Source organism: Janthinobacterium sp. B9-8 (genome assembly GCF_000969645.2).
Classification (GTDB): domain Bacteria; phylum Pseudomonadota; class Gammaproteobacteria; order Burkholderiales; family Chitinibacteraceae; genus Iodobacter.
Genome location: NZ_CP014222.1, coordinates 3,876,882 through 3,894,308, shown reverse-complemented (window position 1 = coordinate 3,894,308; position 17,427 = coordinate 3,876,882). Strand labels below are relative to the sequence as shown.

Here is a 17,427-nt window from a genome sequence, read left to right as displayed (position 1 = left end):
GAATCAATCAGGACTTCTTTGTGGTGTTGTTTGTTTGTGGTTTTCTCCGAGTTCCTTGTGTTCTTAATGTGCTCTGTGTCTACAGATCTTTTTAGCGTGAACGACGTAATTCAATCGCATGGGCGTATTTGATGTAGGAGGCGATGGCTTTTCCTAATGAGATCGCTAATCCATCGTGCCCTGCCAGAAAGCCCAACTTAATCACATAATGTTTTAGAAATGAAAACAGGCAATGAAATCCAGGCGTGAGCGGGCCGATTTTTTTATTGGTTTTTGCGATAGTTTGTGCCTGCCATGTGCCGTAGAGGCAGGCTCGTTTAAAGATATCCGGATAATCTTTATAAGAATAATGGGTAATATGCGCGGGTATTTTTTTTAATGAATTACTTTGAATTTTGGTGTGCGCAGCGGCTGGTGAGAAATCAGCCTGTGTTTTATTAAAAATGCGCCGCACATAATCCGGATATTGCCCGGCAAAGCGGGTGGTTTGATTACCAATATAATTACGGCGGCGCGTTTCAATGGCACTGACATTTTGCTGGCTTAAATCAGTATTCTTTAAATAAGCGACTAAATCGTCTTCTAAGCGCTCATCGGCGTCTAAATTAAGTACCCAATCGTGGCGGCAATGCGGCAAACCCACACTGCGCTGCGGTCCATCGCCTAGGAAGGGCTGCGAAATCACCGTTGCGCCTTCTTGCCTCGCTAATTCTACGGTGTTATCACTACTGCAAGAATCGACCACCACAATGTCATCGCAAACCTGTTTCATGGAGCGCAGGCATGCAACGATATTGTGCGCTTCATTAAACGTAATAATTAGACCACTTATTTTTAACATTTTGTGCGAGCGTATAAGACGCAAGATAGCTGTATTGAGGCTGCTATAATCTCCCGATTGGCTGGCTGCCCGCAAGGCTCAATTAACATAATGCCGAGTAGATCCCCACATTTTACGGATTCCCTATGAAAGTTAGCGGCTTTACCTTCCTGCGCAATGGCACCCTGCTTGGCTATCCCTATATTGAAAGTTTAAAAAGCTTACTTAGCGTTTGCGATGAAGTGGTCGTGGCGGTGGGCAAAAGCGATGACGATACTTTGGAGCGCGTGCGCTCCATTGGCGATGCGCGGATTCGGGTGATTGAAACCACCTGGAATGAGGATATGAAAGACCGTGGTTATGTCTATGCCCAGCAAAAAATGATTGCCCAATTTAATTGCAGTGGTGATTGGGCGTTTTATCTGGAAGGCGACGAAGTTATTCACGAAGAAGATGTGGTCACGATTCGCGCCGCAATGGAAAAGCATTTAGCTAACCCTGAAGTTGAAGCGCTGGTGTTTGATTATCACCATTTTTATGGTTGCCCGGATTTAGTCGCCAAAAGCCCTGCATGGTATCGCCGCGCACCTAGAATTATCAGAAACACGATTCGCAGCTGGGCACCTGATGGTTTGTTCTGGGTGGTGATGCATCAGAATAAGCGTGGCCGCTATCCAAATGCGGCTTTGGTGGGTTGCCCGATTTATCATTACGGCCATGTGCGATCCAGCGAAAAAATGAATGAAAAAATTCGCCAGGTTTCCCGATATTGGAATCACACACCAAAGGCGCACGATTACAGCCAGATTGATGCCAGCATTTTGCAGCCATTTAAAGGCAAACATCCAGCCATTGTTCAGCCTTGGTTTCAAGATTATGCCGAATTAGTATTCACGGCCGATCCGCAATACTGTTTATCCAAGCGTGAAAAACGTCATCGCTGGCAAATGAAAGTAGAAAAATTACTGGGCCGTGATTTAACTAAAAAACATTATCGACTGGTGGTGGCATGAATTTAAATATCGCTCGGCAGCCTCTGCTCTGGTTTGCTTTTCTGGCGGGGTTTGCTATTCCTGTTTCAACCGCTATGCAAAATATTAGCGCGGGGGTTTTGGTTTTATTCGCGATTTTTACTCCGGAAATCCGCCAACATATTGCAAATGCATTACGCCAGCCTTTAATTCAGGCCTGCCTTTTAATGTATGCGCTGTTTGTATTGGGCGTTTTCTGGACTGATGCATCAATCAATGATGCGCTGGGCATGTTGCTTAAAATGCGGGCTTATTTATTAGCGCCTTTGTTTTTTGCAGTATGTACTTTAGCTCCTGTTCGCCAGTATTTATTAGCGGGTTTTGGCCTTGGTGCGGTGATTACCCTTGTGCTTTCAATTGGCAGTGGCCTCAGTGGCACGCCCATTATTCAGGGCGCAATCGGCGATTATTCTGTGTTTAGAACCCATACCTATCACAGTACCTTTGTGAGTTTTCTGGCCTGTGGTATTGCCGCTTATTGGATGGCGGGGCGTTTGCCTTCAGCATGGCGCTGGCTAGCTGCAATCACGATTGCCCTGTGTATTTTTGATGTGTTTTTTATGGTGAAAGGGCGTACGGCGCAAGTATTGCTGCTTTTATTATTAGGCTTATTGGTGGTGCTATGGCAGGGCAGGCGCGGTTTTTTTATTGCGCTGATTGCTGCTGCGGTAATGGGCCCCTTACTTTATTTAGGCTCCAGCTCATTGCGCACAGGAATGAGCACGGTACAAAGCGATGTACAAAGCTACGATAAAGGCGATATTGATACCTCGGTAGGTTTACGATTATTTTTTCATAAAGTGGCTAAAGATTTAATTAAAGAAGCGCCTGTTCTGGGGCATGGCACGGGTAGTTATGCCCAAAACTATTTAAAGAATGCCGGCGATTCGGAAGTGCGCCGCTCTTTTGCTAATCCGCATAATGATTATTTATGGCTGGGTGTAGAGCTGGGTGTTGTGGGGATGTTGTCCTTGGTTTTAGTTTTACTCGCTACAGCAAAACAAGCATGGAATACTATTTCGGCTGAACGCTGGTTGGGCTTGGTGCTGGTGTGCTCTTACGGTATATCGACTTTAGCCAATTCCTTTTTTACAGATAATATTACGGGCCTGGCTTATGTTTTATTGGCTTGCGCCTTGTTGGCGGGCTCCAGTTTTCAGCGTAAGGTTTCTTTATGATTAGCATTATTACCGCCATCCATAATCAATTAGCAGTCAATCAATTATTCTGGGAAAACCTGCAGCGTTATACCCATCACCCTTTTGAGCTGATTATTATTGATAATGGCTCGAATGATGGCAGCGCGGAATTTTTTGATTCAGTAGGGGTAACGGTGATTCGTAATCATGCGAATTACGCTTATCCGCATAGCCAGAATCAAGGGATTGCCATTGCAAAATATGACTGGCTCGCTTTTCTGAATAATGACATCATCGTATCCCCCCAATGGGATATTAAACTGATTGAATCGATGACGGCGAATGGCTTAGAGGTGGCGACGGTTTGTGGAATTGAGCAAATTGAAAATGCCCAAGCCACTAAAAAATTGAAGCATCGCTGGCAGAAAATTAAAAACATCCTCGGCTTATTTGGTTTTAATCGCACCACGCTCAGCTGGATGCATAAGCTGATGTATCGTAATTGGGAAGGTTTTTGCCTTGATAGGCAAACGCGATTTAAGCATCAGATTAAAGAAGGCTTTGTGGGCAATACGGTGATGATAGCCCGTAGTGCTCTGGCTAAAATTGGCGTGTGGGATGAGCGCATTCAGGCCGCAGATTTCGATTTATATCTGCGTACTAAAAAGCGCGAACAGGAAGTGGGCGATATGCGCGCGATGCATGTTTGCCTGGATGTATTTATCCACCATTATATTCGCCTGACCATGAAAGCGGGTTATCCGCCTTTTGCGGACAGAGATCAGCTAATTAGTCTGGAAGATAAATGGTCGGATGCAGAGCGGGCACAATTAGTACAATTGAATAAATAGGGCTTAAAACCCAAATCTTAAACCACGGAGCACACAGAGAACACGGAGTTTCACAGAGAAAATCTTGAGAGAGATTTATATATTTGTTCACTCTCGTTTTTGCCTTCCTCCGTGTGCTCCGTGTTGAAGATTTATGGTTTCGGTTGAGTTTGAGCTTTTTAGACTTGGGAAAAACAATGCAGCTACCTCGCAGCGTTGGTTTAGTCACCGCTCAAAAGGCGATTTTTGACGAGCCAATTACTTTATCTTCCGGCACTATCCTGCCGTATTACGAGTTGGTTTATGAAACCTATGGCACGCTGAATGCCGATGCATCTAATGCCATTCTGGTTTGTCATGCCTTGTCGGGTAATCATCATGTGGCTGGCCGCTATACCGTAGATGATAAAAATCCGGGTTGGTGGGATACGATGATTGGGCCTGGCAAGCCGATTGATACCGATAAATTCTTTGTGATTGGTTTAAATAATCTAGGTGGCTGTCATGGCTCAACTGGGCCTTCTTCGATTAATCCAGCCACGGGCCAGCCTTATGGTTCGACTTTCCCATTGGTATTGGTACGGGATTGGGTAGAAACGCAAAAACGATTAGCCGATCGTTTAGGCATTGCCCAATTTGCTGCAGTGATTGGTGGCAGCTTGGGGGGCATGCAAGCGCTGCGTTGGTCCATTACCCACCCGGAGCGAATTCGCCATTGCCTCGTGATTGCTTCTGCACCTAAATTAACCGCGCAAAATATTGCATTTAATGATGTGGCTCGCCAGGCTATTTTGACCGATCCGGATTTTCATGGCGGCGATTATTATCAGCACAATACCCTGCCTCGCCGAGGCCTTCGATTGGCCCGCATGTTGGGGCATATCACCTATTTAAGCGACGATGGTATGGGCGAGAAATTTGGCCGTCTATTGCGCTCGGGTGAATATAAATACGGTTTTGAAGTGGAATTCGAAATCGAATCGTATTTGCGCTATCAAGGTGATAAATTTGCCGAAGTATTTGATGCCAATACTTATTTATTGATGACCAAGGCGCTGGATTATTTTGATCCGGCACGTCATTACAATAATAATTTAGTGGCGGCTTTAAGTGAGGCCAAGGCGCAATTTTTGGTCGTTTCATTTACCACTGATTGGCGTTTTTCTCCTGCCCGTTCTAAAGAAATTGTAAAAGCTTTACTCGCGGCTAAACGCCAAGTTTCTTATGCAGAAATTGAATCAGAACACGGCCATGATGCATTCTTAATGGAAGACGCTCCTTATCACGCCATTATGCGCAACTATATGCAGCGGATTGCTAAGGAGATTACTCAATGAGCGAGCTAAAAACTTTACGCCCCGATTTGCAATATATTGCCGATTGGATTGCCCCACAATCCAGAGTATTAGATTTAGGTTGTGGCGATGGGGAATTGCTGGCCTGGCTGGCGGCCAAAAAAGAAGTCAGTGGTTATGGCGTTGAAATCGATGTTAATGGCGTGGTGGGCTGCGTGGCCAATGGCGTGAATGTGATTCAAAGCGATATGGAAAGTGGCTTATCGACTTTTGAAGACCATTCCTTTGATTATGTGGTGCTGTCCCTCACGATTCAGGCTATGCACAATATTGAAGGGATTTTGCAGGAAATGGTCAGAGTGGGTAAAACCGGTATTGTAACCTTTCCTAATTTTGGCTTTTGGGAAAATCGCTGGCAAATCCTCAAGGGCAGAATGCCGGTATCAGAAACGATTCCGTTCGAGTGGTATAACACACCCAATATCCATTTTTGCACCGTGCATGATTTTGCTAAATTATTGAATAAATTAGGCTTAAAAATTGATCATCAACTGGTATTGAATCAGGGTGAAAAAGTAGAATTCCTGCCTAATCTACTCGGCAGCTTGGCTTTAGTGCGGTTTAATAAAGTTTAATAGTAATTTAAGAAAACTTAGATTTTGAAGCACTGAGGCCACTGAGAAAACGGAGTTTCACGGAGAAAAACTATATAGTTTTGTTCGCTCAAATTAACTGGCTATTGTGCTTTTCTCCGTGGATCTCTGTGTTCTCCTTTTACTCCGTATTTTAAGGTGTGAGTTTTCTTTACCAATTACAAAGGCACTCAATGACTATTCGTTTTGGGATTATCGGCACTGGCCATATCGCCAATCGCTTTGCTCAGGGCTTGGCTTTAATTCCGGGCCAGGCACAGCTTGCTGCCGTGTGGAACCGCAATCAGGCTAAGGCTACGGCTTTTGCGGATCAGCATGGTGGCTTAGTGCATCACAGCGTGGAAGATTTGCTCGCCAGTGATATCGACGCGGTGTATATCGCCACGCCTCATACCAGCCATGTTGAGTACAGCATAGCTGCCATGAAGGCGGGTAAGGCGGTGCTGTGCGAGAAGCCAGCGGCTACCAGCCTTGCCGAGCTGGAACGTGTGTTGGATGTGGCGACGGAAACTGGCCAGTTGTTTATGGAAGCGATGAAGCCGGGGTTTTATCCGTTGTATCAGGCGCTGCGTGAGCACTTATTAGAAGACCCAATCGGCCCGATTGCTTTTGTGCGTTGCGGCTTTGCCAACCCCAATGTGGCGCCAGACCATGCCGTGCTAAAGCCTGAAATGGCGGGCGGAGGCCTGCTGGATATCGGTATTTATGGCGCGTTTTTAGCGGTAGATTGGCTAGGTGGCGTGCAGAATGTGCAGGCTTTGGGGCGACTGAATGGTGGTGTGGATACTTTTGCCAGCATCAATAGCCAGCACAGCGGCGGCATCAGCCAGCTTTACTGCGGCCTTGATTTAGCTGGATCGGGCGAGGCGATGTTGGCAGGCCCAGATGGCCATGTAGTGTTGGACGAAAAATGGTGGAATCCGACTGCCGCCACCGTTTTTTATAAAGATGGCCGCAAAGTCAGACTGGAAATGCCGCCAACGGGCTCTGGCCTGCAATACGAAGCAGCGCATTTTTGCCATTTATTAAGCACAGGCCAAAGCGAAAGCCCGCTGATGCCCTACGCTCATTCCAGAGCGATGATTGCCATGATGGATGCGGCAAGAGCAGAGCTAGGCTTGGTCTATCCGTTTGAAGCTGGAAAACCTTAAACCTGTAGACACAGAGGATGCCGAGCACACAAAGAACACAGAGAAAACATACTTTTAATCTTGTAAATTCTTTGTCCCTACTGGCTAGGAAAAGGTTTTCTCTTTGTGCTCTGTGTTCTCACTGGTCTTTGTGTCTACAGAATTTTTATGTCTCTTAATTAATAAGGTTAGCTCATGCTAAAAATCTCCAGCCAGTTTGATTCTGGCGCTATTGAAGTTGTCAGCCTTGCTGATGCCCAAAATATCCATTTAAAGATCCGCAGCGATAACGCTTCGCCATTCAGCCAGTGGTTTCACTTTCGTCTGCTTGGCGCAAAAGATCAGGACTGTGTGATCCATTTTGATAATGCCGCCAGCAGCGCATATCCCGATGGCTGGCCTGATTACAATGCGGTGGCCAGCTACGACACTGAAAACTGGTTCCGTGTGGCCAGTGATTACGATGGACAAACGCTGCGTATCCATCACCGCCCGGAGCGCGAATCGGTGTATTACGCTTATTTCGAGCCTTACTCGTGGGAGCGCCATATGCGCCTGATTGGCGAGGCCGTTGAAGCAAGCCCGCTGTGCGAGTTGGTGCATCTAGGCAGCACGCTGGATGGCCGTGATATGGATTTGCTGCGCGTGGGCGTGGAAATGCCTGGCAAGAAAAAAATCTGGATTACCGCGCGTCAGCACCCGGGCGAAACCATGGCCGAATGGTTTGTGGAAGGCCTGCTGGAAACGCTGCTTGACCCTGAAAACGCTGTGGCTCGTGTGCTGCTGGAAAAAGCCGTGTTCTATATCGTGCCGAATATGAATCCGGATGGCAGCGTGCGCGGTAATTTGCGTACCAATGCGGCGGGTGCCAATCTGAACCGCGAATGGGCAACGCCAGCGATGGAGCGCAGCCCTGAGGTATTCCTGGTGCGTCAGATGATGCTGGAAACCGGTATCGATGCCTTCCTTGATGTGCATGGCGACGAAGCAATTCCGCATAATTTTGTGGCGGGCTGTGATGACAATGCGTCTTTCTCCGCGCATCAAGCCAGCCTGCAGGAGGCTTTTAAAGCCGCATGGCTGGCAACAAGCCCGGATTTTCAAACTGAATTTGGCTATGAAAAAGGCAAATTTGGCCCGGAAACACTGACTATTGGTACCAACTGGGTAGGCGATGCCTTTGATTGCCTGGCTTACACCATTGAAATGCCATTTAAAGACACTGCTAAACGCCCATTGCCGGAAGTAGGCTGGAACGGCGAGCGTTCGCGCCAGTTTGGCGCAAGCGTTTTGCTGCCGCTGCTGGCGGTTGTGGATAAGTTAAGGTAATCGTTAAGGTCAGCAAATTAAGGAGTGGCGTGCCCACTCCTTAAGCTAAAGCCTTAAGCCGCAGCCAGTGCCACTTTCATTGCTGCAATGACTTTATCAATCTCTTCTTTGCCGATCTGCCAGTGGCAAACAAAACGCCATTGGCCGTCTTCGGTGCCGTTTGATTTAATGCCGCACTCGTTCAGGCAGGCAAGCAGTCTGGCTTCGTCGATCTCTTTGCAGATTTTAAAAAACACCATATTGATTTGCAGCTGGTCGGTGCAAACACGCACATCAGGCAGGCTGGCAAGTTGCCCGGCCAGGTATTGTGCGTTTTTATGATCGTCCCCCAAGCGCTGGGTCATTTCTGTAAGCGCCAGCATGGCAGGGGCCGCGAGCACGCCGGCTTGCCGCCATCCACCGCCCAGAAGCTTGCGCTTTTTACGTGCGGTGGCGATAAAAGCAGTATCACCGGCAAGAATAGAGCCGATTGGGGCCGCCAGGCCTTTGGATAAGCAGCACATCACGCTGTCTGCGTATTGGGTGATCTGTTTTACATCAACCCCTAAGTGAGTGGCGGCATTAAAGACCCGTGCTCCATCAAGGTGAACTTTCAGCCCTGCAGATTTTGCGGTTTCCCAGACTTCCTGCATGGCGGCGAGCGGAATAACCCGGCCACTGGAATGGGCGTTTTCCATGCAGATTAAGCTTGTGCGCGGCAGGTGGATATCGCCTTCGGGGCGGATGCGGCGGCGAACTTGTTCGGCATCCAGCACACCGTTATGCGTGGGAACAGGGCGCAGATTGACGCCTGCAATCACAGCAGCTCCGCCTACTTCGTGCCAGACAATATGGGTGTCTTCGCCCAGGATCACTTCATCACCACGCTCGCAGTGGGTGAACAATGCCAGTTGATTACCAAAGGTGCCTGTGGGTACGAACAGGGCCGCTTCAAAGCCCAGTGTTTCGGCAGCAAAGCGTTCAAGCTCATTCACGCTGCTGTCATCCCCATATACATCATCGCCAACGGCTGCATTCATCATGGCTATACGCATGGCAGGTGTAGGCTGGGTAACGGTGTCACTACGCAGATCGATCCATTGCATGTTTAACGCTCCTGTAGGGGGAATGGCACTGTACTTACAATCAGGCTTCTGAGTATGCCTTGTTGTGCCAGGATTTAGGGCGTAAAAAATGCCCCGAATATATCCGGGGCATTTTTATTGCAGGGGGCTGATTTATTTCTTTTTAGCCGCTGCAGGTTTGTCTTTGGCCAGAAGCTCATTAATAACCTGGGTGATGGTGCCATCTTCTTTGCCAACCATCGCCGGGCTGGTTACGTATTTGCCATTGATGATAAACATGGGCACGCCATCTACTTGATAATCACGCGTCATTTGCGCCAGTTTATTCATATTGGCGCTGCTGCTGAATGAGTTGTACTGGGCTTTGAATTTTTCTGCATCGATGCCTTGTTTTTTGATCCAGTCAAACAACACATCTTCTTTACGTAATTCAATGCGATCTTTTTGCACGGCGGTCATAACAGCCAGCTGCTGCTTGCCTTCCAGACCCATTGCCTGCAAGGCGATAAAGATTTTCGCGTGGCCTTCCATATCGCTGCGGCCTGGCCATGCAACGTGTACGCGGCGGAAATTAACATTGGATGGTAATTTACTTGCCCAGTCTTCTACATAAGGGGCCACGGTAAAGCAGTGCGGGCAGCCATACCAGAAGAACTCGATTACTTCGCTTTTGCCAGCAACGGCAACCGCTTGTGGCTTCGTCATTTTTTTGTATTCAACGCCTTCACGGATGTCGGCGTGGGCAAAGCTTGCAGCCAGCAGTGTGGTGCCAATCAGTAATCGTTTGAGCCAAGTATTTAACATACGCAAGTCCTACCTTGTTATTTAACAATGGCGCTATCTACGCCATTCGCTTTTAGTTGTGAGCGGGCATTATCCAGCTCATTGCTGGAATTAAAAGGCCCAAGCCGAACGCGATGCCAGATTCCTTTACCGGGAATATCACTGGTTTGAATTCTGGCTTCAATGCCAAGTAAGGCGAGTTTGGCTTTAAGATTATCTGCATCTTGTTCATTTTGGAATGAGCCAATTTGTAAATATGCCCCTTTTGGTACTTCTACTTTTACCGGCGGGCTGGCTTCAGGCTTTTTAGGCTCGGCAGGCTTAGCTGCTTCGGCAGGTTTTTTGTCTGCAAGTTCCGGCAGCATCTTATAAAAATCAAAACGCTCGCCATTTTCGTTTTTAACGGCCGAGGCGGTGGGCGTAGGTGTGACGATGATCACATCATTTTTACCACCAGGGGATAAGACTTCTGGAGTTTGTGGGGGCAAACCAACAGGAGCAGAAGAGATTGCATCTGCCGGTGTGCTGCTGACTTTGCCTGCAAAAGGATTGCCGCTACGGTTTAAGAAAACGGCCACAGCCACAGCCACAGCGACTCCTCCGAATAAGCCAATCAATAAGCCCGTGAGCAAGGACCCTCCGCCTCCGCTTTTTGAGGCGTTACCGGTATTGCTGCGAGGTGTTCTTTTCATGTCTCTGGACATTGCTTGCTTACTCTCTGTGGCGCTTCAGTATTCAATGGCGGTTTAAGTTGTGACAGATCTGCTTGTTAGCATAAAGCGCTTATTTGAATTAGGCACTTATAGACATAGAGTCTGTCCAACTCCTTAAAGATTCTGAGTTCAGAAGATACGTTTCTAAGCTAAATAAGAAACGATTAATAAATAGTGGCGTGCTTGCAATGCCGTTTTATTCCGAATATTGGTTCAGGATATTTTTATATTTTTGTGATGATTAAATGAAACTACTTATGTTGTTTGCATTATTATGCCGTCACTTCTATTTATGCTGCGGATTATACGGCTCTTTACACTTTTGGAGCAGGCATCGTTCTTGGTTTTTATAAGGCATTTTGTATTTTTACAGCGTATTCTCATGGCTGTATAAGCAATAATCTACTTTAAGTTCAGTATAGGTTCTTTTCTTGGGCAAAATAGCAACATGCTATCGCCATCAGCTGAATGCCTGCTTATGATTTATTAAGCGGAAATTTTACGTATTATCTAGCATGGCAGATATAATTTGTCCTAAATCTAGATTCGATCAGGAAACAAGCATGCAAGATCAGAGCAAAAAGATGTGGTCTGGCCGTTTTAACGAGCCGGTTACCGAACTCGTCAAGCGTTATACCGCCTCAGTAGATTTTGACAAACGCATGGCCGAAGTGGATATCCAAGGCTCTTTAGCTCACGCCACCATGCTGAATAAAGTAGGCGTGTTGTCAGTTGAAGACCTGAAATCTATTCAGGGCGGCATGGCCGATATCCTGAACGAAATCCGTGAAGGCACGTTTGAATGGAGCCTCGATTTAGAAGACGTGCATATGAATATCGAGCGCCGCCTGACTCAGATGATAGGCGATGCAGGTAAGCGCCTGCATACCGGCCGCAGCCGTAATGATCAGGTTGCCACCGATATTCGCCTGTATTTGCGCGGCGCAATTGATTTGCTGGTTGGCCTTGTGCACGAGCTGCAGGTTTCCCTGATTGATCTGGCAGAAAAAAACGCCTCTACCGTGATGCCTGGCTTTACCCATTTGCAAGTGGCACAGCCTGTGACCTTTGGCCACCATATGATGGCTTATGTAGAAATGCTGGGCCGCGATGCTGAGCGCTTTATTGATGCACGTAAACGTGTGAATCGCTTGCCGCTGGGCTCGGCAGCGCTGGCAGGCACTACCTACCCAATCGACAGAGAATACACCGCAAAATTGCTGGGCTTTGATGAAGTCTGTCAGAACTCGCTCGATGCGGTATCTGATCGCGATTTTGCGATTGAATTTACCGCCGCCGCAGCGCTGGTGATGACGCATTTGTCGCGCTTATCAGAAGAGCTGATACTCTGGATGAGCCCGCGTTACGGCTTTATTGATATTGCCGATCGCTTTTGTACCGGCAGCTCCATCATGCCGCAAAAGAAAAACCCGGATGTGCCTGAGCTGGTGCGTGGTAAAACCGGCCGTGTAAATGGCAGCCTGATTTCCCTGCTCACTTTAATGAAAGGCCAGCCTCTGGCTTACAACAAAGACAATCAGGAAGATAAAGAGCCGCTGTTTGATACGGTAGATACACTCACAGATACGCTGCGTATTTATGCCGATATGATGCGCGGTATTACTGTAAAGCCTGATGCCATGGTGCGTGCGGTAAAACAGGGCTTTTCTACTGCAACCGATCTGGCCGATTATCTGGTGAAGCGTGGCATTCCGTTCCGTGATGCGCACGAGGCCGTTGCTTTAGCTGTGCGCTATGCCGAGCAAAAGCATAAAGATCTGGGCGATTTGCAATTGGTTGAATTGCAAAGCTTCTCTCCGCTGATTGAAGACGATATTTTTGAAGTGCTGACGCTGGAAGGCTCTCTGAATGCCCGTAACCATGTGGGTGGCACTGCGCCGTTCCAGGTGCTGGTGCAAATTGCCAAATGGCGTGAAAAGCTGGGCTGCTAAAAATAAAGTCATTTCAAATAAAGCAGGTGTTGCGAACAAAACCCAAATCTTGAACCACAGAGAGCACAGAGTTACACGAAGAAAACCAAGACAGATAATCGGTTTTTTATGCTTCATGTGTTATTCACGGATCGCCGTTTTGTTTTTTGCACTCCTGTGCCGTTATGCTACTTCATCAAAAAGGCTGCTTTGGCAGCCTTTTTCTTAGGATACAGATTATGGAATTGCAATGGCGTTGGTTTGCTTTGGCGGATTTTGATGCGCTGACTTTGTATGCCCATTTAAAGTTACGTCAGGACGTTTTTATTATTGAGCAAAACTGTGTTTATCCGGATATGGATCAATACGATGCGGTTTCGCAGCATTTATTAGGCTTTGATCAAAACGGCCAGGTGCTTGCCAGCCTGCGCCTGGTGCCGCCCGGGCTTAAATATGCAGAGCCCTCGATTGGGCGGGTGATTACTCACCCTGATGCACGCCGTGGCGGAACCGGATCAAAGCTGGTGGCAGAAGGTTTGCGCTATTCAAGCCAGCTTTATCCGGGCCAGGGGCATCGTATTGGAGCGCAATCCCATTTGCAGGGTTTTTACGGCAATTTTGGCTTTGTGCCGGTGGGGCAGGAATATTTAGAAGACAATATTCCGCATATCGATATGGTGATTGCAGCTTAACGCTTTACCGGATAGCTGAATTTACCTGTGGCACGGTGGTAGAGGGTGGCTAGTAGCACCAGCAAAATGGCACCACTTGCCACAGGAGTGAGTAAAAACCAGATGCTCAGCGGCTTGGCAGCTAGAAAAAATAATAATGGGTTTGCGCCAGCTGGCGGGTGAGTGGTTTTAGTCAGTACCATAAGGCTAATGGCAACACCTACAGCTAGTGCAGCAAATAGTGCGGTATTAGGGGTGAGTAAATAGAAAGCTAGCCCCACACTTGCAGTCAGTAAATGCCCGCCGATCACATTTCTAGGCTGCGATAGTGCTGCTTCAGGCAGTGCAAAAAGCAAAACACAGCTTGCACCAAACGGCGCCATAATCAGTGCTGCCGCTCCAAATTCGCTGGCACTTGCCAGCAGTAAGATGGCAATAAATCCCCCCATTCCCGCGAGCAGGGCATGCTTTAAAGCTTGCTTATCTATCATAATCTTCCTTTTTTATACTGAACGATTGGTATGTTTTTTTTTGCAAGGCGAGTTTAGCCCCGCCAGCTTCAATTAAGCGCAGAGCTTGAGCAGAGCTTGCTGCTGGCGCTGTAAGGGCTCGATATTGCCATTCACCCGGTACATTAAAATGCAGCCTTGCACGATGGCGAGGGCGTCAATGCTGAGTGTTTTGGCTTGAGCGGCCGGGTAAAAAGCAATAAAAGCGTGGTAGTAGCAGCTTTGCCATTTGCTAAAAAAATGCAGAATGGCAGTTTGGAATGGCTCATACGCGGTACCCGTTTCTAAGCTTAAGCTAGCAAGCAGGCAGCCATTGGGGTGTTGCCAGAAGAATTCTTCAATTGCCAGATTAAATGCAGCAAGCCCTGCTGCTGGCTGATCTTGGCGTATTTTTGAAAAAATATGCTCGTCAAAATAAGCTTCTAACTGCTCTAGCGTAGCCAGCCCCAATGCTTCTTTGCTCGCAAAGTGGTGATAAAGACTGCCCTTGGTAATGCCGCAGGCCTGCACAATTTCACTGATGCTGCTTGCAGCATAACCTTTCATTCTGAATAAGGTGGTAGCTTGATTGATCAGCTGTTGCTTGGTGATGGGCATTACAGCACTCTGTAGCGTGAAAACAAACCAATCGTACGGTATGTTTTTGCCTTGAGCAAGTGCTTTATTAAAAGCGCAGCGTACCGTTTCAAATGCCTGTAGTTTTTATGCAATATGGAAACTTTAATCTAGCCGCTTTATGGTAAATGCTTATGCTAAGTAATTGTGTAGATGCACAATTAAATTGCGCTTATATCAAAAAGTTGGGTTGATCCTTCCTTTATTTATTTGATTAAGGAATAAATACCCAAATATACTTATGCAAGGGGAATCACCTATCGCTGAACCTATCCCCCAGCGGTAAGCTGCAAACAGAAATCACCCAGTGGGTTAAGGATTAAAAATATGCGTGTTATTGTCATCGGAGCTGGCGTTGTCGGCGTAGCCACTGCGCACTACCTGCGCGCAGCGGGATGCGATGTCACCGTACTAGAACAACTGGACGGGCCTGCAACCGAAACGAGCTTTGCTAATGCGGGCCAAGTGTCCCCAGGCTACGCCGCACCTTGGGCTGCGCCGGGCATCCCGTGGAAAGCGGTTAAATGGCTGATTCAGCCGCATTCCCCACTCAAAATTCGGCCTGATGGCAGTTTTTTTCAGCTGTCATGGATGGCAAGAATGCTTGCCAATTGCACCCATGCCGCTTATGAGCGCAATAAGGGCCGTATGGTGCCTTTAGCCGAATATAGCCGTGATTGCCTGCGCGATTTGCGTGAAGAGCTTGATTTGCAATACGAGCAACGCAGCTTAGGCACTTTGCAGGTATTCCGTACGGCCAAGCAGTTAGCAGCCGCACAACGCGATTCAGATATTTTAAGCGCCATTGGCGTGCCTAATCATTTGCTGGATGCGCAAGGCTTGGTCGATGTAGAGCCTGCTCTGGCGCGTGTGCCGGGTAAATTGGTTGGCGCATTGCAATTGCCAAATGATGAAACGGGCGATTGCAAAATGTTTACCGATAAGCTGGCAGCGCGTTGCGAAGCCGCAGGTGTGGTGTTCCGCTATGGCGTAACGGTTGAGCGTTTAATCGCGGCTAATCAGCAAATCCGCCAGGTACAGCTTAAGGGAGGGGAAATCCTCGATGCAGATCATGTGGTGCTGGCCGCAGGCTGCACATCACGCGCTTTGGCTTTACCGCTGGGTCTGGATTTACCAGTTTATCCGGTGAAAGGCTATTCGCTGACTATTCCTCTAAAAAACGCCGATGCCGCACCACGCTCTACCGTGCTGGATGAGAGCTATAAAATTGCGCTGACCCGCTTTGATTCTCGTCTGCGTGTAGGTGGCATGGCCGAAGTAGCGGGTTACGATAGGCATCTGGATATGGGCCGCGTTGCTACGCTGGCAATGGTCACCAATGATCTTTTTCCTGATGCCGGGGATACCAGTAAGGGTGAGCCTTGGACGGGCTTACGCCCCATGACACCGGACGGCACACCTTTGGTGGGCGGTACGTCTTATCCAAATCTGTGGCTGAATACCGGGCACGGCACACTAGGCTGGACGATGGCCTGCGGCTCTGGCCGTGTACTGGCTGATTTGATTACCCAAAAGCAACCAGAAATCGAAAGTAGCGGCTTGGCTTTAGCGCGTTATTGATTAAATGTAGGGTGGGCACAAAAGCGTGCCCATTCTACATTTGTATTTTTTTCATGTTTTGTCAGCATTGCTCAATCATCCCCTCTCAATCTTCGTTAAAATAAGCGTACTCATCTATTGGTAGCGCCTTATGCATAGTAATCGCTCGTTCCCCACTACCCGTTTACGCCGTATGCGCCACGATGATTTCTCGCGCAGAATGATGCGTGAAAATCATTTAAGCGCGAACAATTTGATCTTGCCGGTGTTTGTTTTAGATGGCGAAAATCGTACTCAGGCGATTGCCTCTATGCCCGGGGTAAATCGTCAGAGTCTGGATCAGCTGTTTCATACCGCCGAGCAAGCGGTTAAGCTGGGCGTGCCTGCTTTAGCCATTTTCCCTGTGATTGAGCAAGACTTAAAAACGCTGGATGCTGCCGAAGCCTGGAATCCGAATGGCTTAGTACCACGTGTAGTACGTGAGTTAAAAGCGCGTTTCCCAGAGCTGGGCTTGATTACGGATGGCGCACTTGATCCTTATACCATTCATGGTCAGGACGGCATTATCGATGCTAATGGCTATGTGCTTAATGAAGAAACCGTGGCTGCGCTGGTCAAGCAAGCGCTTTGCCATGCCGAGGCCGGCGTCGATATTATTGCACCGTCGGACATGATGGATGGCCGTATTGGCGCGATTCGAAAGGCTTTGGATGCCGATGATTTTATCAACACCCGCATCATGGCTTACTCGGCCAAATATGCATCGGCATTTTACGGCCCCTTCCGCGATGCCGTTGGCTCTGCTGCGAATCTGGGCAAGGCTGATAAAAAGACTTACCAAATGGACCCAGCCAATCTGAACGAAGCCTTGCATGAAGTTGCGCTCGATCTGGCAGAAGGTGCTGATATGGTCATGGTGAAGCCGGGCATGCCTTACCTAGATGTAGTTCGCCGAGTGAAAGACGAATTTGCTGCGCCGACTTTTGTGTATCAAGTGTCTGGCGAATACGCCATGATCAAAGCCGCCGCGCAAAACGGCTGGCTGAATGAAGAGGCTGTGGTGTTGGAAAGCTTAATGGGCTTCAAACGCGCTGGTGCAGATGGGATTTTGACTTACTTTGCCTTGGATGCGGCACGGTGGTTGGCGGGGAAGTGATGTGTTGTTGTAAGGGGTGAAGCAGATCAAAAACAATGCTTTTTTAGTGCCTTCGGCACGTTGATTTTGGTGCGGGCGTCCCGCTGGACCTTCCTTTCTTGCGCGGCCAAGAAACGAAGCCAAAGAAGGCCGCCCCAGCCAGCACGAAGGCCCCTCACTGCGGATAATCGGCTCGGCGAAAAAGGCTGCTCGCTCGCT

Annotated in this window: 17 protein-coding genes; 11 read left to right on the top strand and 6 right to left on the bottom strand. The window is 48.2% G+C overall.

Translation table 11 applies throughout. The annotated features are described in order from the left end of the window. Positions 1 to 91: 91 nt before the first annotated feature. Positions 92 to 772, bottom strand: a complete 681-nt coding sequence (locus VN23_RS17565) for a glycosyltransferase family 2 protein (protein ID WP_231743292.1) — start codon at positions 770 to 772, stop codon at positions 92 to 94. Between the two features lie 194 nt (positions 773 to 966). On the opposite strand from VN23_RS17565, the gene VN23_RS17560 reads away from it, so the two are divergent. The 7 genes from VN23_RS17560 to VN23_RS17530 all read left to right on the top strand — a co-directional run bounded on the left by VN23_RS17560 (position 967) and on the right by VN23_RS17530 (position 8,227). Then, on the top strand, positions 967 to 1,833 hold the full coding sequence (locus tag VN23_RS17560; RefSeq protein WP_046353731.1) for a glycosyl transferase: 867 nt from the start codon (positions 967 to 969) through the stop codon (positions 1,831 to 1,833). Further along, positions 1,830 to 3,029: an O-antigen ligase family protein gene (locus tag VN23_RS17555; RefSeq protein ID WP_046353730.1), complete on the top strand. Its 1,200-nt coding sequence runs from the start codon at positions 1,830 to 1,832 to the stop codon at positions 3,027 to 3,029. The genes VN23_RS17560 and VN23_RS17555 overlap by 4 nt, the downstream gene beginning before the upstream one ends. Continuing rightward, the gene (locus VN23_RS17550; RefSeq protein WP_046353729.1) at positions 3,026 to 3,841 is read left to right on the top strand and encodes a glycosyltransferase family 2 protein; all 816 of its coding nucleotides are present in this window, start codon (positions 3,026 to 3,028) and stop codon (positions 3,839 to 3,841) included. The genes VN23_RS17555 and VN23_RS17550 overlap by 4 nt, the downstream gene beginning before the upstream one ends. Before the next feature lie 176 nt (positions 3,842 to 4,017). After that, positions 4,018 to 5,157 carry a homoserine O-succinyltransferase MetX gene (metX, locus tag VN23_RS17545; RefSeq protein WP_046353728.1) on the top strand — a complete coding sequence of 380 codons (1,140 nt, stop codon included), beginning with the start codon at positions 4,018 to 4,020 and terminating at the stop codon, positions 5,155 to 5,157. Next, positions 5,154 to 5,750 carry a methionine biosynthesis protein MetW gene (gene metW, locus VN23_RS17540; protein WP_046353727.1) on the top strand — a complete coding sequence of 199 codons (597 nt, stop codon included), beginning with the start codon at positions 5,154 to 5,156 and terminating at the stop codon, positions 5,748 to 5,750. The genes metX and metW overlap by 4 nt, the downstream gene beginning before the upstream one ends. A 191-nt stretch (positions 5,751 to 5,941) precedes the next feature. Then, positions 5,942 to 6,919, top strand: coding sequence for a Gfo/Idh/MocA family protein (locus VN23_RS17535; RefSeq protein WP_046353726.1), 978 nt, complete (start codon positions 5,942 to 5,944; stop codon positions 6,917 to 6,919). Positions 6,920 to 7,093: 174 nt separating this feature from the next. Continuing rightward, positions 7,094 to 8,227: a M14 family metallopeptidase gene (locus VN23_RS17530; RefSeq protein ID WP_046353725.1), complete on the top strand. Its 1,134-nt coding sequence runs from the start codon at positions 7,094 to 7,096 to the stop codon at positions 8,225 to 8,227. Positions 8,228 to 8,280: 53 nt separating this feature from the next. Here the strand turns inward: VN23_RS17530 and ltaE are convergent, their stop codons facing one another. From ltaE to VN23_RS17515, 3 genes are all read right to left on the bottom strand, one after another. Next, a complete protein-coding gene (ltaE, locus tag VN23_RS17525; protein ID WP_046353724.1) occupies positions 8,281 to 9,312 on the bottom strand; it encodes a low-specificity L-threonine aldolase in 1,032 nt (343 codons plus the stop codon). Positions 9,313 to 9,444: 132 nt separating this feature from the next. Next, a complete protein-coding gene (locus VN23_RS17520) occupies positions 9,445 to 10,095 on the bottom strand; it encodes a thiol:disulfide interchange protein DsbA/DsbL (protein WP_046353723.1) in 651 nt (216 codons plus the stop codon). 17 nt (positions 10,096 to 10,112) lie between these two features. Continuing rightward, on the bottom strand, positions 10,113 to 10,766 hold the full coding sequence (locus VN23_RS17515) for an SPOR domain-containing protein (protein ID WP_052746812.1): 654 nt from the start codon (positions 10,764 to 10,766) through the stop codon (positions 10,113 to 10,115). A 584-nt stretch (positions 10,767 to 11,350) separates the two neighbouring features. On the opposite strand from VN23_RS17515, the gene argH reads away from it, so the two are divergent. Both argH and VN23_RS17505 read left to right on the top strand, forming a co-directional pair. Continuing rightward, a complete protein-coding gene (argH, locus tag VN23_RS17510) occupies positions 11,351 to 12,739 on the top strand; it encodes an argininosuccinate lyase (protein ID WP_046353722.1) in 1,389 nt (462 codons plus the stop codon). 218 nt (positions 12,740 to 12,957) lie between these two features. Then, complete coding sequence (locus tag VN23_RS17505; protein ID WP_046353721.1) at positions 12,958 to 13,410, top strand: GNAT family N-acetyltransferase; 453 nt, start codon at positions 12,958 to 12,960, stop codon at positions 13,408 to 13,410. Here the strand turns inward: VN23_RS17505 and VN23_RS17500 are convergent. Together VN23_RS17500 and VN23_RS17495 are read right to left on the bottom strand one after the other, a co-directional pair. Continuing rightward, entirely contained in the window at positions 13,407 to 13,880 is a 474-nt protein-coding gene (locus VN23_RS17500) for an HPP family protein (RefSeq protein WP_046353720.1), read from the bottom strand. The genes VN23_RS17505 and VN23_RS17500 overlap by 4 nt on opposite strands. A gap of 72 nt (positions 13,881 to 13,952) precedes the next feature. After that, the gene (locus VN23_RS17495; protein ID WP_046353719.1) at positions 13,953 to 14,495 is read right to left on the bottom strand and encodes a TetR/AcrR family transcriptional regulator; all 543 of its coding nucleotides are present in this window, start codon (positions 14,493 to 14,495) and stop codon (positions 13,953 to 13,955) included. A 345-nt stretch (positions 14,496 to 14,840) separates the two neighbouring features. On the opposite strand from VN23_RS17495, the gene VN23_RS17490 reads away from it, so the two are divergent. Then, positions 14,841 to 16,094: a D-amino acid dehydrogenase gene (locus VN23_RS17490; protein WP_046353718.1), complete on the top strand. Its 1,254-nt coding sequence runs from the start codon at positions 14,841 to 14,843 to the stop codon at positions 16,092 to 16,094. A 130-nt stretch (positions 16,095 to 16,224) separates the two neighbouring features. Next, the gene (hemB, locus tag VN23_RS17485; protein ID WP_046353717.1) at positions 16,225 to 17,229 is read left to right on the top strand and encodes a porphobilinogen synthase; all 1,005 of its coding nucleotides are present in this window, start codon (positions 16,225 to 16,227) and stop codon (positions 17,227 to 17,229) included. Positions 17,230 to 17,427: the final 198 nt, after the last annotated feature.